A 24,227-nucleotide genomic window follows, 5' to 3' on the forward strand; every position below is an offset into this window, starting at 1 on the left:
TAGGATGTTTTTAACAATTTATGTTTGAAATATGATTTTCAAATTATTTGATCAAGTTTACACCATCAACTGTTGCCCAAGCTCCAGGAGTTAATGTAGCTCCAGTAGTAGTAGTACTAGTTGACCAGTTTGTTGCAGGAAGAAAGCTAGCAGCAGATAATGTAAAAGTAGCCTGTCCTGAAATGAAGATAATAGGAGAGTTAGTAATTTTTACATTGTTTAATTTGATTTTTCCACCAGCAACTTGGTGATCGTAAGTAATTTTATCTAGTACTTGTAATACACCACCATTAAATGCTGTAGGCGTAGTTTGACTAACATAACCATCGATTACGATGTTACTGTAGTCTCCATTTCCTTCTTTTTTAAATTGAATAGCATCCAATTGAATTTCTTTTTGTTCTTCTGTAACCGTACCTGCAGCTCTTTTTAGAGTGATATTAGTTACTTTTGGAAAAAACGCATTGTCATTTGAAGAAGCTTCAATTTCCATACCATAGTTTCCTTTATCAACTTGGTAAGCATACCAGTTTGTATTTGCTTGACCTTGCCATCCATCTTGCCAGTCAAATGAATCATCATAGTTACCATAAGAAATAGCATTAGTCATACTTACAGTTCCTCCGAAGAATTCGAATCCGTCATCAGCACCTTTGTAAGATACTAAGTGATCTAAAGTTGTTCCTGAACCTACTGAATAAAAAGTAAAACCATTGTTTTCTTTTTGACCATCAGCTAATTTTGAACCTGCGTATTCCACTCTTGTATACACTAATGATCCACCATTGTGAGTAGGATTTGTACCTCCGTAAGAGGTGTTATTTCCGTCTTCAGATGTTGAAGTTGATCCTCCACCAGCTACTTTTACAGGAGCATCACCATACATAATGATTCCTCCCCAAGATCCTGGAACTTTTGATTTTTCTGTAAATACTACTGGTTTGTCAGCAGTACCTTGAGTGATTAGTTTTCCACCTTTTAAAACAACTAATGCGTTGTCTCCAGTAGCTTTATCGATAGTAATTGTTGATCCTGCTTCAAAAGTTACAGTTACACCCTCGTTGATTTTTACAATACCTTTTAAAGTGTAGTTACCAAAAGCGTAAGTTTTGTTTGCAGTGATTGGACCAGTGATTTCGCCTGTTGCAGGTGTCGGTGCAGGAGTTGGATCATCACTACTTGAGCAAGAATTTAAAAATAATCCTGTAGCAAGTGCTAAAGCAAAAAGTTTAGTTTTCATAGTTGTGTTATTATGTGTTTTTATTTTTGTCAAAAGTAGAACGGAAATCTTTTTAGGGTGTTATCTCAATATTACATTACGGTTACCAAAAACAAACCAAAATGTGAAGAGAATGTTAAGAGATTTTTTACAATAGTTTATAAATGAAAAAAAGCTCCAAATAACATTCGGAGCTTTGATTTTAAATGGGTTATAATTTTATTGATATAAAATTTTTCCAGATTTAACTTCTTTATTGCCAGATATAACTTTATAGTAGTATATCCCTTTTGAATAATTTGATGGGATATTCCATTTTATAATTTGATTGGGAGTAATAGTACCTTTAAAAACGGATTGAGCATTTCTTAATCCTTCAGAATAAACAATGATTTCCATTTCTTGATTATTAGAAGAACTCGTTGTGAAATTTACAGCGTCTGATGTGGGATTTGGATAAATAGTTGCTGTGTTCTCTTTCTTCAAAGATGTAGTTGTAACACTATTAAGCGGCAACCTATTACTTGTTGAAGTTTTTACGGCTTTTACTAGTCTTACCAATTTTGCTGAGTTGTCTATTTGTAATATATTATTAATAAGGGAAAGATGAGGAGTTAAATCCAGGTTTTTGGTAGTTTCATCAAAATCTATAGCATCTCCAGTGTAATATATTGCCCAAGAATAGTTGTAGTCGCCTAGTCCTCCAGTTGGAGTACTTCCTGTTACATTCTTGCCACTAATTGAAATAATGTTGTTTTGTATTTCAGACATATGTGGTATCGCAATATTGTTACTAGGCGAATATTGATTTCCCGAAGTTACCATCCTTTTTATTGTCGAATTATTAGACGAATTGAGATATCTGGCGAAACTAGATGTGGTTAGGTCTAAACTTTGTGATGTATCAGGTAATTCACTGGAGTCACCATCTTCAAAAATTACATACCAAGAATATTGATAAGTATTGGTGCCTAAACCTCCTGTAGGGATGCTGCCCTCAGCCTTTGAGCCATTCAAAGTAATTGTATTGTTTCCTACAGGGGAATTATGTGGTATTAGAATACCATTACTAGCTGAATATTGATTTCCTGACCTTATCATTCTTTTTAATATAAAATTATTAGGTGAGTTGAAATATCTATTAAAAGTAGCTGGAGTTAGTATTAAATTTTGTGATGTATCAGGCAATTCGCTACCATCTCCATCTTGATCAATTACATACCAAGAATATTGAGAATAATCGACTCCTAAACCTCCTGTAGGGATACTGCCCTCAACTTTTAAGCCATTTAAGGTAATTGTATTGTTTTGAAGAGGTTGTATAATGGACAATATAATAGTATTACTTTGTAAAAAACCAGATGAAAAATATGCGGTTCTAAAATAACTAGCAGAAATGCTAGAAGTAGGCAAATAATCTTTACCTGTTGCTCCTGAAATTTCAGTCCACGCTCCACCCGGAACAATAGACATAGACCACCTATATGTTGCATTCACTCCCATATCACTTCCTATAAACCATTTATATGATTCCCCTACATCAACTATATAATTACTAGTGCTATTATTGTACCTAATTGTATTTAGATTTATTGGATCAGTTGGTGTAGTTGGCGCAGTAGTATTTTTGTAATTTACAGTAATTTTGATCATTTCAGACTCATTCTGAAAACAACTTCCATTAGTAGTAAACTTATAAATTTTTTGAGTGTCTGAAGTTACTGTTTTTTTAAATTTAAATTTTAATGTTGTTGTTTGTCCTGGAGTTAATGATAATCCATTTGAAGCTAGATTAGAAACAAAACCATCAGGATCTCCACATAAAAAGTGCTGATTAAGTATTACCGGGTTGCTACTATTTCCATAACAACTAATTGTAATATCCAGAGATCCTTCAATACCGGAATTTGTTGTTACTGTACCAGTTTTAGAAGAGTAAGTCACATAATTTTGAGAAAATCCAATCTCTGCCAAAAAAAGCAAAGACATCATAAATAGTAATTTTACATTTTTCATAAGTTGTTTTTTAAAATTCCAGATAAAATTAGCAGGATAATTTTTACAACATGTTATGTAGGTATTACATTATAGTTATCTAAAAACATTTAAATGTCAGAAAAACGCCATGAGTTTTTTCAAGGATGTATAAATAAAAAAAGCTCCAGATATGTGGAGCTTTCATTTTTATATTTATTTGAATGGGTACTAAAAAGTATATCCTAGTTTTAAAGAGAAACCAACTCCTTTTTTATAGCTGTTTGCTAGTAAAGAGGATTCATCTACTTTTATAGTTCCTTCGTTTCCAAATTCACGTTTTCTCCATGAATTTAAAATGTTATCGGCAGTGAATTTTACATCAAAGTGCTCAGAAAGTTTGCTTCCCCATACAAAATCCAATTGCTGTACAGGCAACTCATAGATATTGTCTTGTCCATTGGTTCCTACAGCATATATTCTTTTTCCAAAAACACCATAAACAAGAGACATAGTATTTGGCATGTCTTTTCCTAAATTAAATTCATATTTTAAATCTGAATTTACTAACCAGTTTGATGCTCCCTGCAGTGATCTTGATTGATGTGTTTCAATAGAAGGTTTTACGGTAATTATCCCGTCTTCATCGATAGATTCAAAAGTTGGGCTTACAGTAACTTTTGATGACATCAAAGTTGCATTTAATCCCCATGAAAAATTATCTAAGTTTTCGCTGATTCTTTCTAAACCAACAAGTAATTCAGCTTCTATTCCATATATGTTAGCACTTTCAGAATTTAGAAAAGTAGTAACTGTTCCTGTTGTTGCGTTTGAGATGAAAGTTTTTTCAATTGGATTGATAAGGTGTTTTCCAAATATTCCAACAGCAATCATTTCTTTAGATGTTGGGAACAGCTCATATTTTAAGTCAGCATTGTAATTGTCGCTGTTTTTCAAAATTGAATTTCCTTGAGTTGAAGTTCCGTCAGCATTGATGAAAGATATTGGGAAAGCCTCCATGATAACTGGTTTGGTGTATGTTTTGCTTGCTGCAAAACGAATGTTAGCGTTGTCAGTCAGCAAATACTTAAGATTTACTGATGGTAAAAAATAGGCATTATCATATTTTAATACTCTGAATGGAGAATCAAAAGAACCTAATGTTCTGTAATGAGTTTCCTTAAGAGTGCTTTCAAAACGAACTCCTGCGTTTACTTCAAGTTTCTCTCCAAATTTTAAAAACAAATTAGCATAACCTGCATTAGCCATTTCGTCAAGTTTAACTTTGTAAGTAGCATTAGAGTTTTCGCTAAAAGTCATTTTATTAGCTGAAATGTCGTTGGTTATTTGAGTATCTATATTATTTATGCTTGAAGAAAAACCATCATTACCGGTACTTGAAACAAAACGGTATGAGGATTCCATCTTGGATCCGCTGCCATTATATCCAATGGTTAATTTGTTTTGTTTGTCATTTTTCCCGAATTTCAAATTATACTCTACTAATGCTGAATAAAAAGAATTACCATCGACAGTCAAATATTGGCGCAGGAAATTATTTGCTCCATAAGAAGCGCTTATCATATCATCGCCTGTTTTAAGACCAGAGAAAAACTTTCTATCTGGCTGCTCATATTTTGTAGTAGCAAATGAGGCTCCAGCTTTAATAGTCTGGTTTTTGTCTTTGGTTATTGCGTATTCACCCAATAATTGGGCATTCAAATAATCACTTTTGTCTAATTGATTGGTACGGATAAATCCATTTTCGGCAGCTGTCCCTCCTGATGGTCCGTACTGATCTTTTATAGAGTTTAAGTTAGTTCTGATGTATAATGTGTTGAACGATAACTTAAGCCTGTCATTGCTGTAGTTTAAACCGACTAATGCTGAGTTTGTGGTTTTGAAACGATAATCAGTAGTGATAAAATTGTTTACATATTTAGATCCGGAAGACTGTAAATCGATAGTTCTATCAACCCCTTGTCTTATTGAAAAATTATTGTCGTAATTTATAGAAAGCAGGTACGAGAAAACTTGATTATTATTCAAATTGAATTTCTCCGCATGCAAAAGGTTGATACTTGTGTTTAAAGGACTTTTAGATTCACTTACATTAAAACCTTTATCGTTACTTACTGAGTTTAAAGCCTGGTCAGTTGTGTAAGTTTGTCTCGTTGCCTGATCTCCAAGAAAACTTGGTAATTGTCTGTCTTTACCATTAAATCCCAAAAAGCCTGTTGCTGTATCTGCATCATTTGATAATAAGAAATCTTTAAAGCTGTTTCCGGTTGTATAACCTGCTCCAACACTTATTTTCGTAATGCTTTTTGTTGGCTTTGAAGTTTGAATATTGAAAGTACCTCCGGCAAAATCACCATATATATTTGGATTAAATGTTTTGTACACATCAATTACTCCAACAATATTCGTTGGAAACAAATCCAAAGCAATAATTTTAGTGAATGGGCTGTTTGTTGGTGCAGCCAAATCATTAATTAATAAATTATTATATCGGTCTTCCAGTCCACGTACAAATATTCCACGGGAATCTACTTTTGTGATTCCAGTTATTTTTGTTAAACCTTCCTCAACATCACTAACACCTTTTCTAGACATTTCCTGTGCACCAATACTTTGTTTGATAACAACGGCATTTTTTTGGTCTAGTAATAAGGCGGTTTCTTTTTCTTTATTAGCTGTCGATTTTACAACGACATCTTTAAGAGTATAACCTCCTGATGAAAGTACTTGATTAATAGTAATAGTTTCGTTTGCTTTAACCGTTACAGGTTTTTCAACAGATTCATATCCTACGAAACTAAAAATAATGATATGATTTCCTGGATTAACACTCAACGAATATTTTCCGTCTATGTCAGTGTTTGCGCTAATGTTTGTACCTTTTATTAATACATTTGCGAAAGGCAACGCTTGATTGTTCATTTCTTTGTCAGTTAATAAACCAGAAATCGTACCTTTGTTTTGTGCGATCGAAATCGTACAGATAAATAATGCAATAAATAGAAATTTTAAATTGAATTTCATTTCAGTGTTGTGTTTAATTTATTTTTGTGCAAAGAAAGAAACGCAGTGTAAAGTTCGTGTTAGCTACTTGTTATGTTTCTGTGTCTTGTAGATTATCAAATTGTTACGAGATTAAATTACGGTTAACTGCAATTTATGACCGCTGTTTTATTAGTATATTTACCATCTCAAATGAAAATCATCGAATGTATAATAAAGAAAATTTGATGTAAGGATCTCAATTTTTGCTATTTATGAAAAAAACACAAACCAAGATTTTATTAGTTGACGATGAACCAGATATCTTAGAAATCGTTGGCTATAACCTTGCTCAGGAAGGCTACCAGATTGTAACAGCTTCTAACGGAAAAGAGGCCATTGCAAAGGCTCAGAAAGAATTGCCGGACTTAATTATTATGGATGTAATGATGGCAGAAATGGACGGAATGGAAGCTTGCGAACACATTAGAAAAATTCCTGAATTAAATAATGTTATCATAACATTTCTTACAGCGAGAAGCGAAGATTATTCACAAGTTGCTGGTTTTGATGCAGGTGCAGATGACTACATCACCAAACCAATAAAACCAAAATTATTGGTTAGCAAAGTAAAGGCTTTGTTAAGAAGGTTAAAAGAACAAGAAGTAGTTAGCGACACTTTAAACGTTGGCGGAATCGAAATTAACCGAGAAGAATACAAGATCATCAAAGGCAATGTTGAGATTGCTTTACCAAGAAAAGAGTTCGAATTATTTTACTTATTAGCTTCTAAACCAGGGAAAGTTTTCAAAAGAGACGAAATTCTGGATAAAGTTTGGGGTAACGAAGTTGTAGTTGGAGGAAGAACAATTGATGTTCATATTAGAAAACTACGCGAAAAAATTGGAGAAGATCTTTTTAAAACAATAAAAGGAGTGGGTTATAAATTTGAAGTTTAATTCTTTAAGATACTAAGTTGCTAAGGGACTAAGATTCTAAGCGATTTTTTAGATTTAAACCGATTCGAATTACATAAAAAATAAACCATATAAGGAGTTAGAGATCATATGATCTTTAATTTCTTATATGGTTTTTGAGTTAACTTTGTTTGAGTTCAAATGTTAATTTAGGAGAATTTCATTAACTCAAAGAGAAACTTAATTTTTCTTAATCTCTTAATGGTTCAATACTATCAATGAAAATTAATTTTAAAAAAACATACAAATTTGCTGTCAAATCGGCATTATATATAAGTCTTTTTGCAACAGGATTTGTATTGATGTTAATGTCTTTATTTTATAAAAATCAACTAAAACATCAGGTTGCATTCGGAATAATTTTTATTATCTCAATTTATGTATTTGCTTTTCTGGTTTTACAATATCGTGTAGAACGTTTTATTTACAGAAGAGTTAAGAAAATATACGATGAGGTTTCGTTGCTGGAATCAACAACACTTATCAATCAGCCCATAACTACGGATATGGAAACGCTTTCGCGTGAAGTGAAGAAGTTTGCGACAGATAAAAAACTCGAGATCGAGATGCTGGAAATTCGTGAACAATACCGCAGAGAGTTTTTAGGAAACGTTTCGCACGAACTAAAAACGCCTTTGTTTACCGTTCAGGGTTATGTATCAACTTTGCTTGACGGAGCAATGGACGACAAGAACATTAGAAAGAAATATTTAAAACGTGCAGAAAAAGGAGTAGAGCGTCTTATTTATATAGTCGAAGATCTTGACATGATTACCAAATTAGAATCGGGAGATTTAGATTTGAATTTTACTGATTTTAATATTGTTGAGCTGATTCAGAATGTTTTTGATTTATTAGAAATGAAAGCTGATAAAAAGAAAATCAAATTGGCCTTTGAAAGCAAGAACGTTCAATCCGTAATCGTTCGTGGTGATCAGGATAGAATTCAGCAAGTGCTTGAAAACCTGATAGTGAATTCTATTAAATATGGTAAAGACGGCGGTTTAACCGAAGTTGGCGTTGTTAATTTAACCAAGAAAAAAGTCTTAATTCGTATTAGTGATAATGGAGAAGGAGTTGAAAAACAAAATATTCCAAGACTTTTTGAGCGTTTCTACAGAGTTGATAAAAGCGGAACCCGTTCTGAAGGAGGTTCTGGTTTAGGGTTGGCAATCGTAAAACATATTATCGAAGCTCATAAAGAGAAAGTATATGTAGAAAGTGAGTTTGGGATAGGTTCTGAATTCTCTTTTACGCTCGAAAAAGCAAATAAAATAATAAAAGCTGAGGTTAAATAATTGTAAGCTATTTTCTGACGAAGTGCCAAAATACGGGTGTTTTAACTTTAACGAAACACTTGCTGTCACTGCGTAACAATAAATTTTTATTATAATAACATCTTGTTAATGATTTCTTAACATAGGTGACACATCTTTGCACCTTGAATTTAAGCGCATTAGAGCAAAATGATAAAAAAGAAAATAATTGCAATTTTATTGCTAATTACTTGCGGAGCAAATGCGCAAGAACTAAGTAAACAAGATGTGAAAAAAGAAGTCGTTCGTCTTCTTGATTCCATAAACAAAGCAAAACTTCCAGATACACAATCTGGGGCAGGTACCGCTGAACATTGGTACGATAGAATCTCACTTAGAGGTTATGCGCAAATAAGATACAATGGTTTGTTTTCTACAAATGATAAAGTTTCTTGTGAGCAGTGTGATAGATCCTGGGGAACAACTTCTACGGCTCCGGATGCAAAAGCAAACAACGGACTTTTTATTAGACGTGCTCGTCTGGTATTCTCAGGACAGGTTCATCCAAATGTATTTTTCTATTTTCAGCCTGATTTTGCAAGTTCACCGGTTACGGGAATTCAAAATTTTGTTCAGATTCGAGATTTGTATTTTGATCTTTCTTTCGATAAAAAGAAAGAATATCGCGTTCGTATAGGGCAAAGTAAAATTCCGTATGGTTTCGAAAACATGCAATCAAGCTCACAGCGTTTGGCTCTGGACAGAAATGATGCAATGAATAGTGCGATATTAAACGAACGTGATTTAGGAATGTTCTTTTATTGGGCACCAGCCAAAATTAGAGAACGTTTTGAGATGTTGGTAAAAGACGGTTTCAAAGGTTCTGGAGATTATGGTGTTTTTGCTTTTGGAGTTTATAACGGACAAATTGCTAATAAACTGGACGGAAACAGAGATCTTAATGTGGTTGCCAGAGTAACATATCCTTTTGTAATTGGCAGTCAGATTATCGAACCTGGAATTCAGGCTTATACTGGAAAATGGGCTTTTACCGGAGAAATTTCACCAGGAGTTATCGTAAATGATCCACAATACGTAAAAGATCAAAGAGTAGGAGCGACATTTGTTTTGTATCCAAGACCTTTCGGAATTCAAACGGAATATAATATCGGGACAGGACCACGATATAATACACTTACCAACACTGTTGATGAAACAGATTTAAATGGTGGTTACATATTATTTAATTATAAATTAGACGTCAAAAAGCAACACATATACCCTTTTGCAAAGTTTCAATATTATGATGGAGGGAAAAAATATGAAAAAGATGCCAGAAGTTATGTCGTTAGAGACTACGAAGTTGGTATAGAATGGCAGCCAATCAAAGCCTTCGAACTTACAGCAGAATATGTGATTGCCGACCGTACTTTCGAAGACAGCGCATTACCAATCAATAGACAACAAGGAAATTTATTGAGATTGCAAGCTCAGTTTAATTTCTAAATTAAATGATTTTTAAAATCTGTGTCGGTTCGCCACGAATTTCACGAATTCGCACGAATTAATTAGTGTTAATTAGTGAAATTCGTGGCAAAAAATCAGTAAAATCATTTAATCTGTGGCAAAAACAAGTATTGTTATACGTCTTTGTCTTCGAATATAGAAAATAACTTATCCCAATCGATGTCTTCATTAAATTGGGTTAAACCTTTAAACGACTTTACTTTTGAAAGATCTTCAATGGTAAAGTCGTCTTGCATTGCATACGGTACCAAATTCTCTTCCTGAAGTTTTATCGCCAGATATTCTTGTTCATATTGTCCGGGAGTTGGAATAAAAAAGGCTTTTTTACCCAGTTTAGCTAAATCCATTACGGTTGTGTAACCCGAACGGCATAAAACAAATTCACTTTCGTTAAACGTTTGTTCCAGTTGTTTTGAGTTCATGAAATTGTAATAAGTAACATTTCCAGCTTGCCATTTGTTTTGGGTTTTCTCTACAATACCTTGTACAAATACTACTTTACCTTTGTAATTTACAATCTCTTTTTGCAGTTTTTCATCCAAAAAAGTACGCTGAGGTTCCGGTCCTGATAAAATGACCATCAAATCATAGACTTTCGGAATATCCTTTTTACGCATTCTGCTCAACGGGCCAATATACTTTAAATTAAGATCATTTGTTTTAAGATGGCCTAATTCACCAGTCAAATTCACTTTGTCATTAGTGTCAGGAACCCAGCATTCGGAGTATTTTTTTATAACATGTTGATGGCATTTACTCGTAAACCAGGTTGTATTTCCCGTCATCACATTTAGTTGATGCGTCATAAATACAGAAGGCACTTTTTTGCTAAAAACGCCTAATCGATTGTCCGAAATAATACCATCAATTCCGTGTTTTTTTATCCAGCCGTTTACCATTTTTTTCTCATCAAGAATAGCGACGATCATTTTAGGTAAATTTTTAATCAGCTTCCATTTAAAGTTTTTCCCGTTTTTAGCATATTCAATATGATAAGATGGCAATTCTAACGTTTGTACGTAAGGAAATTCTTTACGTAGCAAAGCCAATGCAACTCCATCAGAAGCGATTATTGGAATATAATTGTTTTCTTGAAGCGCTTTAATAATTGGGATGCATCTTGCCGCATGGCCTAATCCCCAGTTTAGTGGAGCAACTAAAATTGTTTTGTTCGCAGAATAGTCAATGCTCATAGTTTAACGCTTTTTAAAAACGAAGATAAAGAAATATGTTTTCTATGATATTTCAGGCGTATTACTAAATTATTAACTCTAGATACTGGTTTAGAAGGCATTTTGAGATAAAAAGTTTAAAAACAGTAAAATTTATAGTGTAAGGTTATTTGTATGTTAACGACCAGTTTGCTGTAAGGAAGGTTTTCTGCAAAAAAAAAGGAACTACCTTTTAGATAGTTCCTTCATGTATAGTTGTGAAATATATTATTTATCCTGAATATAAGTTTTGTTCCCGTTAGAGTTAATGTAGTATCTACCCCCTTTTGGTCCCGTGTAAACTTTTTTTCCATTGTATTCCCCAGTAACTTTATCAGCTACTTTTGGAGCTTTTTCATTGGTTTCTTTTACTGTTTTAGAAGCAGTATTTTTAGCCGAAGCAGCATTTTTTGTTGCTGTTTTGCTGGCTGCATCTGCTTTTGCCGCTGTTTTAGTTACATCGCTTTTTGTACTTTCAGATTTTGCAGTTGCTTTTTTTGTTGCTTTGTCAGCATCGCTTTTAGTTTTAGCGGTTTCTTTTTTTGCTTTCGCAGAAACGTCAGTGGCATCGGCACTAGCTTTTTTCGCTTTAGTTGATTCTTTTTTTGCTTTCGCAGAAGCATCACTGGCAGCATCACTAGTTGCTTTTTTTGATTTAGCAGTTTCCTTTTTTGCTGATGTAGTAGCATCGTCGGCTGCTTTTTTAGATTTTGCAGTTGTTTTTTTTGCATCCGAAGTTGCTTTATCTGCACTTGCTTTTGCTTTTTTAGAAGAAGCTTCCGTTTTGCTCTTAGTAGTTTTAGCAGTTTCCTGAGCATAGAAATTAGAAGAGAAAACAACTAGAAAACAGAGTAATAATAATTTTTTCATAAGGCTAAAAGTTAAAATTTCAATTAAAATTAATCAATTTATTGTAATCTTTTTCGTTGAGCATTAAAAATATGCGCGTAGCTGAATGTTTCCGGTATGAACAGTTGAACCAGTTTCGCTTTTTCGACCCTGATAGTTTACGTTAACATCCAGGAATTGTGTTATATTCTTCTGCAATAGAAGCTTCCATACTAAATTTTGCCCTGCCTGAAGACCTTCTAGCATCTGAAATCCTACAGACGAAAATTCATTTCCATTAAATTTATTTTGATAAAAAGAAAACTCCCCATTTAAGGTTACCTTCTTTTCACCAGCAAATGAAAAAGAAGTTCCGAGTCGGTTTTGAACAAGTGTTTCAAAATTCCCCATTTTGTTTTCTTTATTCTGAAATTCATAAAAGAAATCTAAACTCGTGTTTTTCGAAAACAAATAACTGATTTTTGGAGCCAGTTGATAGCCTTTTAAATCATAGTTTTTTTCGACAAAATCTTCAGAGACTAAATTAGTTTTAATCGTTTTGGTAAAGAAATTAAACAGCCAGCTTTTTTGATACAAATGGGTGTATTGTAATTGATGCGAACTGTTTTTGACATTCTGAGAACCAACCGAAAGTAAATTTTTCCCCTTATTAATAAGGTAAGTATATGTAACCGAGTTTTTTTGTTTTCCACGATTGTAATATAAACTGTTTCTGAAACTTGAATTTAATCCCAGAATATTTTCCTCAGATGAATCAAACGGATTCAATTCTAAACGTTCGCCCTGACTTTTTACTTTTCGATCCATAATAAATGAGGTCTGATTGTAAAAATAAGAGATTAACTTCTTGAAGCCTTTTTCGTTTTGCCATTGCAATGGATTCAAAGCCACAGATTGTGAAAACTTATTTTGATTGGTTTTAATATAAATCTGATTCGGTAAAAAGATCCTTATATATCTCGCCTGATCCGGGAAAGCTGCAATTTCAAATTCTTCCAATTGCTGAATTCCGTCGCCATTATAATCGTTCCAGGTATAAACTCCTTGTCCGGTTGGAACCTCGATATACGTAAATTCTTGTTGCGCAATAGTTCCTGAACTGGTTTCGTAAGCCGTACTAATTTGCATCAATTGATTAAAAAAGCGATCGTTGTAAAGTATTCTCGAATTTAAAGAAGGCTCATTTTTTCGGGCAGAATCGGTAAAATCTAAATTTCGATAACTTGCATAAACCGCTAAATCTGTTTTTTTATTCTGAATCAGTTTTGATTTTAAATAATAGGTTTGCGAATTGTTCACGTGTTGCAATAAACCATTCTGTAAACTATCATTTCGACGTTGTAAATAACCTATTTCAACAAAAACCTTAGTACTATCGCCACGGCCAACAAAAGCGCCATATTCTGAAAACCTTTGGCTCAAGGCCGAAAATTGATTCGTCACTTTATCCCTTTGCTGATTGTCTTCGATTTGCATACTTGCACCAACCCAGTTTTTTCCAAAATGATATTTAGTTCTAGTTTGATTTCTGATGAATTTTGAAGTCGAAGCCGTAGCATCCGAATTTAAAAAACTTCCCTGATTTTCAATCGTCCATCGATTTAGTTTAAAAAGTGCCGTTGTAGTATGTCTCGCTCCCGAATAACTTTCTGAATAATCTAACTTCTCAAATTGATAGGTAAACAAACCAATATTCGATGTTTTTTGTTTGGCAAATAAATCAAAATTCAAACCCGTAACCAGTAAACTTTGATTTCCGAAAAGAGTAGCGTTCAAATTCCAGTCACGGCTAAACTCAATATTATACAAACGTTCGACAGATCTAAAATCTTCCTGAACAAATTGATAATTGGCAAAAGCATCTAAGGTCCAGTTTCTGGTAAAAAGACGTTTTTTGATATTCGTTTTCAGAGCAACCCCGCTATTATCCCCATCATCAATCTTCGAAAATAAGTTTTTATCATTATTGCTTATCGCAACCTCAAAGTCAACCAATGTTTTTTCGTCAGGATTGTATTTTCCTAAAAAAGTGGCGACTTGCAGTTTTATAGGTGCAACCAATTGTACAATAGGTTCATAATTCCCTTGGAGAACTCCATTAACAGGCGCAACATATTCATAAATACGTTCGACCGAATTGTTGTTTTGAATGATATAATTTCCGGCATTATTGCCAACGAGACTAAATTTCACATTGTATAAAACAGTACTCGGATCGTTCGAATACTCATAAGCTTCAATCGAATTTACGATGATTTTTTTGTACAAAATTTTATTATCGGCATAAGTATCTTCATAAGCAGACGGTGCTTTCATTAAATTTGGATCATCGCCCGCCTGACTTAAAATCTGAACCTGCTCTGTAGAAAGATTTTGTTGCAAAGGCTGATTTTTCATATCGCTCTCGGAATATAAATAACCGCCAAAACTCCAGTTTTTATTTTCATGTGTAGCACCGGCATAGGTCACGATTCGGTTGTAATTTCGATCTGAATATTGATATTCAACATTGATACGCATTTCAGACGTAATGGTAAAAAGCGACGTAAAAGTAATTTCACCAGCATTATAATCTATTACATAATCATTGTTTTCGCCACGTTTTAGCAAAACACCATTTACATAAACACGTTCAGAACCTGAGATCACCAAAACGTACAATTCTCCATTTTGACCTTTTAATTTGTAAGGTCCCTGATTGCTTTCCTGTCCGGTAAAAGTACTTTTGGCATATTGTCCTTTTGCAAATGCAACCGATGCAAAAACATTAGTTTTACTTTCTTCTGTACCAAAATTGAAACTTGCAGAAATCCCTTGTGCTTTTTTATTGAAACTTAAAAACTGGGTTTTTCGATTTTCTAGGAAAACGTCACCCGCACGGATGTTCCAGTCATCGCTAAAAAGTTCCATGAAAATATTATCAAACTGATCCAGCTTTTGCGAATAACCGCCATCCTGCAACGGAATATTACTGTCCTGAAGCGAAGCTCTCAAACTAACTTTATCAGATATTTTTCCGGTGATTTGTAAATCAAGATTAGAGTTCAAAACTGTATTTTGATTGTTTCCAACAGTCACGCCACGAGTGATACTTCCGGAAGTATTTAAACCATCAAACGGAGTTACTTTTTTAGCACTGCTATTGTCTATTTTGTATAGTTTTTCAGAGCCAATATCATTGGTAACAATTTGATTTGATTTATAAAGACTGTATTCTTTGGTAATAAAATCAGGATATTTTAAGTAATTGACAATTAAAGTATCTGAAGTCGAAGTCAGTTTTTCGTTGAAAAGTAAAGTTCCTTTTTGGAAATCTATTTTATAAAAAGTCGAATCAAGAGGTTCATTTTTAGTATTAAGAATCTGAAAAAAACTCGAATTGATACTAAATTCTTCCAGATGAATAGTGTCTCGGGTTGCAATTACTTTTTTGGTTTTGTACGATGATTCCGTTTCCTGAGCCTGAAGACCAGAAAACCAAATAAGCAACGTTAAAAATAGTAATTTTTTAAGCATAAAGACTTTAACTCTAAAAAGCCAAAAGTAGTATTTATAATTGGGAAATAATGAAGCCTTTTGCGGGTTGATAATAGTATCAATTAACCTGTTGGGAGTAATTACTAAAATTTTATTTAACACATAGAAACATAGATTTTGGATCTGTAAAAAGAGTGTAGAAAGAAACATGTTTCTTATACATAGCTGAGCTCTGTGCCTTTAAAGAAGTAAAACGCCTTTTTTTAGCGTGCTGAATCTATGTTTCTATGTGTTAAAATTAATTACACCCAACGGGTTCAATTAGAATATTAGTTTGTTATTTTGAAATACTATTCGCATGATAAGTCAATCTTTTTTTTAGCTTTGTTGGGATATAACCAACTTAAATTATGGATACTAGTAAGGAACTTTTATTCTTTTTTAGTGCTTTAGGAGTTTTCAACGGAATTATTCTTGGGGTCTATTTCTTTTTCTTCACCAAGAAAAAATACCTTACCAATTATTTTTTGGGCGCACTCTTATTTGCTTTAAGCATACGAATAGGAAAATCTGTTTTTGTATATTTTGATTCGGCATTGCCAAAAATGTACTTACAGATTGGACTTACAGCTTGTTTTTTTATAGGACCTTGTTTGTATTATTTTCTTAAATCGGCAGTAGAGGAAATCAATATAATGCCGAAATCCTGGAAAGTGACATTACTATTTTTAGGAATCGTGATTGTTACCGTTGGGATTTTATTTCCGTATGAAGATTATCCGGAATTGTGGAGACACTATTTTATAAGAGTTATTTATCTTCAATGGTTTGTTTGTATTGTATTATCCGGTTTTACGATTAAAACAGTTTTGAAAAAAATCGTAGACAAAAATCATAAATCAACTCCATCTGAAGTGTGGTTTAGCACCTTGTTTTTGGGTAATTTTTTATTGTTTCTTTTTTATTTTCTTGCGTTAATCGGAGCGCCTTCGGCAACTTATATAAGTGGAGCTATTGTTTTTTCATTTATCCTGTATTTAATAATTTCAATTCTTTTATACCGAAAAAAAACCGACGATCTGTTTTTATTGAACGGACAGAAATCTTCGGTAAAAAAGATAGATTCAGAGGAAGCAGTAATTTTATCGGAAAAACTGGAAAATGTAATGATAGAAAAAGAACTGTATAAAAACTCTAATTTAACTTTACAGGATTTGGCGCAGGAAGTAAACATTTCGAGTCATCAATTATCTCAGTTTTTAAATAATAATGTGGGGAAGAATTTTACGAGTTTTATCAATGAATTTAGAATAAACGAAGCTTGCAAAATTATAAAATCAAGTGATAAATTTACTTTAGAATCCATAGGTTATGATGTAGGTTTTAATTCTAAATCAACCTTTTTTGCTGCCTTTAAAAAACATACCGGAAAAACGCCACTAAACTATCAATTGCAGGTTTTATAGGTATTAAACAGTCTTGATTTATAAATTCGTACTCCTGATTTCTATTTCGGGGACTTCATTTAGCGATTTTCGATTGACTTTTGTCTCATAAAAGTCAAATTTATAATCGCCAAAATTTATGAAATTTCCAGTTTCAGTTCTCCTCTCTATTTACAGTCTGCTTTTTTATTCGACAGGAACAAATGCACAAACGGCGCAAAAGATTTCGGATAAGGTTCTCAACAAGAATAATGAGTTAAATGAGGTTGTTATTAAAAAACAAACGTCATTAGTAAAGTATTCTTCAAACGGAAACATCGATGTAAATGTCGCCAATACATTGCTTTCGACAAGTAGCTCTGTAAATGAATTATTAAGCAGAGTCCCGAACGTGATTGTTGCTGAAGGGCAAATTAGTGTACTAGGAAAAGGAGAAGCGATAATTTACCTTAACGGAATATTGATAAATTATGAAAGGTTTGCAGCGATTCCGGTTTCGCAAATTTCAAAAATTGAAGTAATTTCAAATCCTTCGGCAAAATATGATGCCGAGGGAAAAGCGGTTATAAATATCATTACCAAAAAAAATATCGAAAACGGAATTATGGGAACAGCAACGCAGCAAGTAACCGTTTCTAAATTTGCTGGGACAAGTACCAATACTTTACTCGATTTTAATTACACAAAAGGAAGATTTTCATTTATTACAAATTATGGTTTGCAATTAGGAAAAGGGAGAGAGCTTTTGTACACAACCAGAACACGGCCAAATCCGGAGGAATTTATGAGGTCAGAATTAACTACAGATTGGAAACGTCAGTTTAATAATTATTCTAATTTCGGTTTTGGATTGCAATATACTTTTTCTGAAAAGAATTATATCTCACTTGCTTATAGTGGCAATATTGAAGATTTAGGTGGAGTTGTCGAAAGCCGAAACTCGATAACTAATAATTCAGGAAATAGTTTTTACGCTACTGATATTGATAAAAATGATGTTTTGCTAAATCAGTTTATGAATTTAAATTATAATGCCATAACAGATAAACAAGGCTCGTCATTATTTATAGGCTCGCAATATTCTAATTATAACGGAACTGTAAAAGATTTTATTGATGAAAATGGTTTAGTCGATGACATTAATACGCAAAAGTATCTCAAGAATAATGTTGGTAATACCATAAATATAATTGCCACTCAGGTTGATTATTCTAAAAAAATTAAAGAAAATACCAGACTAGAAACAGGAGCTAAATATAGTTTTACGACTATAAAATCAGCTACAGATTTTTTGATTGCAGATGCAGATGATATGAATTTTGAATTTGATGATGAACTCTCAAGTGATTTTAAATATCAGGAACGTATTGGTGCAGCGTATTTTAATTATGGAGGTTCAATTGTCCAGAAATTCGATTTTTCTGTAGGCGCAAGGGGCGAATGGACGAAATATAATTTGTACACGAATGCCAACGGAATTCAGAAATTCGAAAAAAGTTATGGGAATCTCTTTCCTAATTTACTTTTAAACATGAATTTTTCTGAAAACTGGAAAGCTCATTTATCGTATGTATCAAGAATTACAAGACCAAGATATCAGGCGCTAAATCCGTTTGTTATATATCAGGATCCGTTTACGACTATCGAGGGAAATCCTAATTTACTTCCAGAGAAAGTTCATGCGTTTGAAATAGGTGCTATGTATAGAAAATTTGATTTTAAATTAGGATTTACCTATAAAATTGATCCTATTTCTGGAGCAGCTTTGAGAGGTGATACGCCCAATAGTTATATTTTAAGATCTTTGAATAGAGAAAAAGAACAGATCTATTTTGCTTCAGCTTCAAAATCATTTACAGCCAAATGGTGGACTTCTACCAATACGGTAAGTATGAATTTAAGCAAATCTTTTGACAATGTATATTCGTATGCTTTAAGACCTGTAAAGCCTCAGATATATTTGTATTCGAATAATACCTTTACAATTCCGAATCTTTTCAAAGTTCAGTTACTTGCGTGGTATTTGGGAGATAGAAGTTATGGTTTAGGAAGCGATAATAGCAGATCGACAGTAACCTTAGGAATTGAACGAAATTTTCTTAAAGATGCCTTGAAACTGAATTTCACTGCAAATGATATTTTTCATGACTTCATGGTTTCGGGAGATTATAACGTTGGGCAAACTCTAATATATTATCATAGAACCTATACAACGAACTACTTTAGGTTTATTGCAACCTATAGTTTCGGGAATTCGAAGAAAACAAATTATAAGAAATCTGAACTGGAGCAGACGGAGAATAATAGGGTGAGATAGAATTTTATACTTATTTTAATCAAAATTACAGATCTAAAACATATTCTCCCTTATTATATTCATCTATTATTTTCTTACCATTCTCTAAGTCTTTTTCTTGTACTTTTAGAATTGCAGAACCATTACCTCCCGCAGAAACAGACCAAGGCTGAATGCTTGACATATACTCATTAGCAGTAAAAACTGGAATATCGTTGTTTTCTAATAAATTTTTAATATTCATTGCTTCAATATAGGATCCTCTAAAAATTTCTATCATGATTGTATATGTGTTGATATAATGTATAAAATAAGTATAAATATTACTGTAAAGAAAACAGAATTGGGATTAGCAAAGTTAATTGTGAATCCCATTTGTTTTATTCTTTTTGGAGGGAAGAGTCTTTTATCTTCAGGATTGTAATAAAAAATTCCCCAAATCCAATTGTTTGGATCGTTATGCCATTTATTTTTGGTTTCTTCTGAGGGTTCGTTGTTTCTTATGTTTACTTTTATTAAAATGTTAATTATGAATAGAATTATAGGAAATAAGCTAAAAATACTGCGACGAGCTAAAAACTTGTCTCAGGAAGAAGTTGCAGATTTTTTAGAAATATCTCAATCTTCGTATGCGCGAATGGAACGAGGGGAAAGTACTTCGTGGGCAAATCATTTTAATAAAATTTGTGAGGTTTTTGAAATAACTCCAGAAGACTTAGTAAAAAAAGAAACTGAAGCTTTGATAGACGAAGAATCCTTAGATGAAATAGGAATGTTTAATGTATACAGAAGAACAATAAAACAATATGAGTTGCAAATCGAAGACCTAAAGACAATTATTAGACATTTAAATACAGGTAAAAACTAAAAAAGGCTTCACAAATCTGTGAAGCCTTTTTAGGAATGCAAAAAGCACTTAATGATTATATTTTTTAATTGTTACGTTTTTGAATGTTCTTTTTATTTAAAAAATAAAAATGTATACTTGTTGTCAATTTAACCACAAGTTAAGATGGAATATTTTCGACAGTCAATTGAGAATATTTTTGATCTAAGAATTTACTAAACCATAATTTAAATGATTACTAAAATGAAGAAAAACTATTTTTTACTTTTTTTATTGCTTCTGGCTTCCTTGTCAGGAAAAACACAAAATGTATGGAAGAATGTTCAGATAGGTGGAGGGGGTTTTGTATCTGGAATTATTACCAGTAAAAATGATGCAGATTTAAAATATGCCAGAACTGATGTTGGCGGTGCTTACAGATGGGATGCTGCGAATAAAAAATGGATCTCTTTGCTGGATTGGCTAAGTATAGATCAGGTTGGTTATTTTGGCGTTGAATCATTGGCAATAGATCCACAAAATAATAATGTGGTCTACTTATTGGTTGGAACCAGTTATTTTAATAATGGAAAAACGGCTATTTTAAAATCCACAAATAAAGGAAATACATTTACTGAAATTGAAGTGACTTCTAAATTTAAAGCACACGGTAATGGTATGGGGCGTTCGAATGGTGAACGTTTAGCTGTTGATCCAAATAATTCGAATATTATTTATTGTGGAACCAGAAACAATGGTATTTTTCAAAGTATTGATGCCGGTTTGACTTGGAATAAATTGTCAGGTTTTCCTGTTACGACAACTTCAAATGCAAATGGGGTATGTTTTGTTGTTTTGGATCCGGCTTCGGTTTCAGGAGGTAAAACACAAACTATTTATGCCGGGGTTTCACAAGTTGGAGCCTCTAATCTATACAAAAGTCTTGATGGCGGAATTAGCTGGAATGCTGTTTCAGGAGCCACAACATCTTATATGCCGCAGCGTGCTGTTTTAGATTCAAATCGATCTTTATTGATTACTTATGCCGACCTGGAAGGACCATGGAACGGAACCCAGGGAAAAATATCAAAATTAAGCAGTACAGGAATTTTTACAGACATTACGCCGGCTGGTATTACAAGGCCGTTTGGAGGTATTGATGTTGATCCGGTAAATCCACAACGATTAATCGCTTCAACGACAAACACATGGTCGTTCCAATATACTACTCCTGGAGGAACAGCTGTATATGGGGATCATTTTTATGTAAGTACAGATGGAGGAACTAATTGGAGAGATTTAGTTGGTAATTCCGGATTTTTTTTTGAAACTAATGGCTGTACATGGGTTAGCGGTCAGTCAATACACTGGGCAACAGATTTTAAATTTAACCCGGCAAATACGGCTCAGGCAAGTATTGTTTCAGGAAACGGACTTTTTACTTGCGATGATATTAATGCAGTTAAAACTACCTGGAAATTTGATGCAATCGGTATTGAAGAATCAGTTCCTTTAGATTTAATAAGTATACCATCTGGTCCGTTAATGAGTGTAATTGGTGATTTTGACGGATTTAAACATACAGATGTAACTGTTTTTGCTCCACAACATGCTCCGACTATGGGTACTTCAACTTCTATTTCGTATGCTGCAGGAAACACAAATAAAATTGTGAGGTTAGGGGAGTTCATGTATTATTCTGGAAATCAAGGTGCAACATGGACCAAAACTACAGCGGCCTTAATGGGACAAAAAGGAAGGGCAGCCTTGTCTTATGATGGTAATACCATTTTGCATTGTCCCGCCGGTTCAACAAGTACATATCGTTCTGTTGATAACGGAACTACATGGACAACCTGTAAAGGTATAAGTGTTAGTGATGCAATCCCGGTTTCTGATCAGGTAACCAATAATAAGTTTTATGTTTATGATCAATCAACAGGATTAATGATGATTAGTACTGATGGAGGGGTTAATTTTGCTTCTGCAGGTAATGCCGGTTCAGGAGGTTCACAATTAATTCGAACTGTTCCGGGTAATGCAGGACACATCTGGATTGCAATGAGTGGCGGCGGTTTAAAACGTTCAATTGATGGTGGTCTCACTTTTGTTGTTCCTTCAGTAAATGTAACAGCTGCGTCAGCTGTAGGGATTGGTAAAGCAGCTCCTGGAAAAACATATCCTTCTATATATATTTGGGGAACAGTAAATGGAGTTACGGGTGTGTTTCGTTCTATTGATGAAGGCATTACATGGCTTCGTGTAAATGATGATGCGTATGAGTTTGGCGGAACAGGAAATGGTAATTTTGTAATTGGTGATATGAATACTTTTGGCAGGGTTTATATGAGTACCGTAGGAAGAGGAATTGTTTACACCGACAAAGATGCAAATCTTGGGATTTCTGATAACGAATTTAAAAATGATACTCAGATATTCTCTGTAAAAGCGCATCCTAATCCAATGAAAGATTATGTGGTATTAGAACTGCCTGATTATATAAACGGAACTCTGGTTAATATTCAGGTTTATGATTTATTAGGGAAATTGATAAAGCAAGATATGTATACAGTTTCAAATAATACTGTGACATTGTTCTCTGATGATTTATCAAATCAACATGGTGTATTATTGGTAAAAGTAAAAACCAGCAACGGAAAATCAGGTATTGTAAAAATTATAAAATAAAAATACCTTTTTTGAATTGGTTGATTAAAAAAATAAAGGCCTCACTTTTTGGTGAGACCTTTATTTCTTATGCTGAATTTAATAATATAACCTGTCTAAAGCTAATTGATCTCTTTAGTTACAATTTGCATTGTTTCTCTACTCACTTGTTTTAGTAGAACTTCTTTGTTTTCTTCAACCGTTTGAGCGGCTTGTTCAGTAAAGTGACGAATGGTGTATAAAGTTACATTTTCGCTATAATCTACTTTGAATTTTTTCGAAAGTATCGCATTCAATTCGCTGAAATTCTCAAATTTATCTTCAACACAAACAGAAAAACTAATAGCAGAATTCTGAATTAAGTTAACTTTGATTTTGAATTCATGAAATAAAGCAAAAATCTCACTGATGTTTTCTTCCATTATAAAAGAGAAATCAATTGATGAAAGCGAAATCAAAAGTTGATTTCTTTTTACGATAAAACAAGGATATTGTGGTTCTAAATCAACACCTTTAGAAACACAAGTTCCTTTTAATAATGGATTGATAAAAGATTTTACATATAACGGAATTTCTTTTTTCTGTAACGGCTGTAATGTTTTTGGGTGAATAACCGTTGCACCATAAAAAGCTAATTCGATTGCTTCACGATACGAGATTTGGTTTAACAAACTTGCATTTTCAAAATAACGGGGATCGGCATTCATAACTCCAGGAACGTCTTTCCAGATTGTAACACTTTCGGCATTTAAGCAATAAGCAAAAATTCCCGCAGTATAATCAGAACCTTCACGGCCAAGAGTTGTTGTAAAGTTGTTTTCGTCGGCACCTAAAAATCCCTGAGTGATGTTTAATATTTTGCGTTTTACATTTTTACTGATCAGTTGTTGCGTAGTTTCCCAGTCAACTTCAGCATCTCTGTAATTTGCGTTTGTTTTAATGAAATTACGAACGTCCAGCCATTGCGTTTGGATTCCCATAAAATTCATGAAATGACTTAGAATAGTAGTCGAAATTAATTCTCCAAAACTCACAATCTGATCGTAAACAAAATTGTAATTAGGAGATTTATTATGTGCCAAAAAGTATTCTAACTCTGAAAATTGAGCATTTACAGCAGTAAAAACGGCATGTTTTTCATCTTCAAATAAATCTAATAAGATTTGATTGTGATATTTTTTTATTTCTTGTACAGAAGAATTTAACTCTGCCGATTTATCAAAATAATTCTTGATAACAACCTCAAGAGCATTTGTAGTTTTTCCCATAGCCGAAACTACCAAAATTACATCTTCGTAACCTACTTTTTGTAAAACGTCATATACGTTTTTAATTCCATCGGCATCTTTTACAGATGCTCCACCAAATTTAAATACTCTCATTTTTAATTTTAGATTTCAGGTTTTAGATTTCAGATTCGGGGTTTGAATGAAATCTTATTTTGTTTTATTTTTTGCCACGAATTTCACGAATTGGCACGAATTAATTAGTGTAGATTCG

At 33.2% G+C, this 24,227-nt stretch carries 16 protein-coding genes; 7 read left to right on the forward strand and 9 right to left on the reverse strand.

Annotation, left to right across the window (positions count from 1 at the left end; translation table 11 throughout):
- Positions 1 to 43: 43 nt before the first annotated feature.
- The 3 genes from LPB88_RS10980 to LPB88_RS10990 form a co-directional block, all read right to left on the reverse strand.
- Positions 44 to 1,240, reverse strand: coding sequence for a hypothetical protein (locus tag LPB88_RS10980; RefSeq protein ID WP_230715416.1), 1,197 nt, complete (start codon positions 1,238 to 1,240; stop codon positions 44 to 46).
- A gap of 198 nt (positions 1,241 to 1,438) precedes the next feature.
- Positions 1,439 to 3,235 (reverse strand): T9SS type A sorting domain-containing protein, encoded by a 1,797-nt coding sequence (locus LPB88_RS10985; protein WP_230715417.1) that lies wholly within the window; start codon positions 3,233 to 3,235, stop codon positions 1,439 to 1,441.
- A 189-nt stretch (positions 3,236 to 3,424) separates the two neighbouring features.
- The gene (locus tag LPB88_RS10990) at positions 3,425 to 6,238 is read right to left on the reverse strand and encodes a TonB-dependent receptor (RefSeq protein ID WP_230715419.1); all 2,814 of its coding nucleotides are present in this window, start codon (positions 6,236 to 6,238) and stop codon (positions 3,425 to 3,427) included.
- Positions 6,239 to 6,471: 233 nt separating this feature from the next.
- Between LPB88_RS10990 and LPB88_RS10995 the strand changes: the two genes are divergently transcribed.
- From LPB88_RS10995 to LPB88_RS11005, 3 genes are all read left to right on the forward strand, one after another.
- Positions 6,472 to 7,155 carry a response regulator transcription factor gene (locus LPB88_RS10995; protein WP_041518469.1) on the forward strand — a complete coding sequence of 228 codons (684 nt, stop codon included), beginning with the start codon at positions 6,472 to 6,474 and terminating at the stop codon, positions 7,153 to 7,155.
- 236 nt (positions 7,156 to 7,391) lie between these two features.
- Positions 7,392 to 8,471 (forward strand): cell wall metabolism sensor histidine kinase WalK, encoded by a 1,080-nt coding sequence (locus tag LPB88_RS11000; protein ID WP_230715424.1) that lies wholly within the window; start codon positions 7,392 to 7,394, stop codon positions 8,469 to 8,471.
- A gap of 168 nt (positions 8,472 to 8,639) precedes the next feature.
- The gene (locus LPB88_RS11005) at positions 8,640 to 9,935 is read left to right on the forward strand and encodes a porin (RefSeq protein WP_230715425.1); all 1,296 of its coding nucleotides are present in this window, start codon (positions 8,640 to 8,642) and stop codon (positions 9,933 to 9,935) included.
- 134 nt (positions 9,936 to 10,069) lie between these two features.
- Here LPB88_RS11005 and LPB88_RS11010 read toward each other — a convergent pair whose 3' ends face one another.
- From LPB88_RS11010 to LPB88_RS11020, 3 genes are all read right to left on the reverse strand, one after another.
- Entirely contained in the window at positions 10,070 to 11,149 is a 1,080-nt protein-coding gene (locus LPB88_RS11010) for a glycosyltransferase (protein WP_230715426.1), read from the reverse strand.
- 246 nt (positions 11,150 to 11,395) lie between these two features.
- Positions 11,396 to 12,037: a hypothetical protein gene (locus tag LPB88_RS11015; protein ID WP_230715428.1), complete on the reverse strand. Its 642-nt coding sequence runs from the start codon at positions 12,035 to 12,037 to the stop codon at positions 11,396 to 11,398.
- Between the two features lie 63 nt (positions 12,038 to 12,100).
- Positions 12,101 to 15,532, reverse strand: coding sequence for a hypothetical protein (locus tag LPB88_RS11020; protein ID WP_230715433.1), 3,432 nt, complete (start codon positions 15,530 to 15,532; stop codon positions 12,101 to 12,103).
- 371 nt (positions 15,533 to 15,903) lie between these two features.
- On the opposite strand from LPB88_RS11020, the gene LPB88_RS11025 reads away from it, so the two are divergent.
- Entirely contained in the window at positions 15,904 to 16,959 is a 1,056-nt protein-coding gene (locus LPB88_RS11025; RefSeq protein ID WP_230715435.1) for an AraC family transcriptional regulator, read from the forward strand.
- A gap of 118 nt (positions 16,960 to 17,077) precedes the next feature.
- Positions 17,078 to 19,255 carry an outer membrane beta-barrel family protein gene (locus tag LPB88_RS11030; protein WP_230715437.1) on the forward strand — a complete coding sequence of 726 codons (2,178 nt, stop codon included), beginning with the start codon at positions 17,078 to 17,080 and terminating at the stop codon, positions 19,253 to 19,255.
- Positions 19,256 to 19,280: 25 nt separating this feature from the next.
- On the opposite strand, the gene LPB88_RS11035 is transcribed toward LPB88_RS11030, so the two are convergent.
- Positions 19,281 to 19,514 (reverse strand): DUF2007 domain-containing protein, encoded by a 234-nt coding sequence (locus LPB88_RS11035; RefSeq protein WP_230715438.1) that lies wholly within the window; start codon positions 19,512 to 19,514, stop codon positions 19,281 to 19,283.
- Positions 19,511 to 19,795 (reverse strand): DUF5808 domain-containing protein, encoded by a 285-nt coding sequence (locus LPB88_RS23860; protein ID WP_370635831.1) that lies wholly within the window; start codon positions 19,793 to 19,795, stop codon positions 19,511 to 19,513. Before LPB88_RS23860 ends, LPB88_RS11035 begins: the two co-directional genes overlap by 4 nt.
- Between LPB88_RS23860 and LPB88_RS11045 the strand changes: the two genes are divergently transcribed.
- Positions 19,764 to 20,102, forward strand: a complete 339-nt coding sequence (locus LPB88_RS11045) for a helix-turn-helix domain-containing protein (protein ID WP_230715440.1) — start codon at positions 19,764 to 19,766, stop codon at positions 20,100 to 20,102. The two genes, LPB88_RS23860 and LPB88_RS11045, sit on opposite strands and share 32 nt — an antisense overlap.
- 222 nt (positions 20,103 to 20,324) lie before the next feature.
- Positions 20,325 to 22,748, forward strand: coding sequence for a T9SS type A sorting domain-containing protein (locus LPB88_RS11050; protein WP_230715442.1), 2,424 nt, complete (start codon positions 20,325 to 20,327; stop codon positions 22,746 to 22,748).
- 101 nt (positions 22,749 to 22,849) lie between these two features.
- On the opposite strand, the gene LPB88_RS11055 is transcribed toward LPB88_RS11050, so the two are convergent.
- Positions 22,850 to 24,109 (reverse strand): aspartate kinase, encoded by a 1,260-nt coding sequence (locus LPB88_RS11055; RefSeq protein ID WP_230715444.1) that lies wholly within the window; start codon positions 24,107 to 24,109, stop codon positions 22,850 to 22,852.
- Positions 24,110 to 24,227 lie beyond the last annotated feature (118 nt).

This window comes from Flavobacterium sp. JAS, assembly GCF_020991455.1.
In the GTDB taxonomy this organism is placed as follows: domain Bacteria; phylum Bacteroidota; class Bacteroidia; order Flavobacteriales; family Flavobacteriaceae; genus Flavobacterium.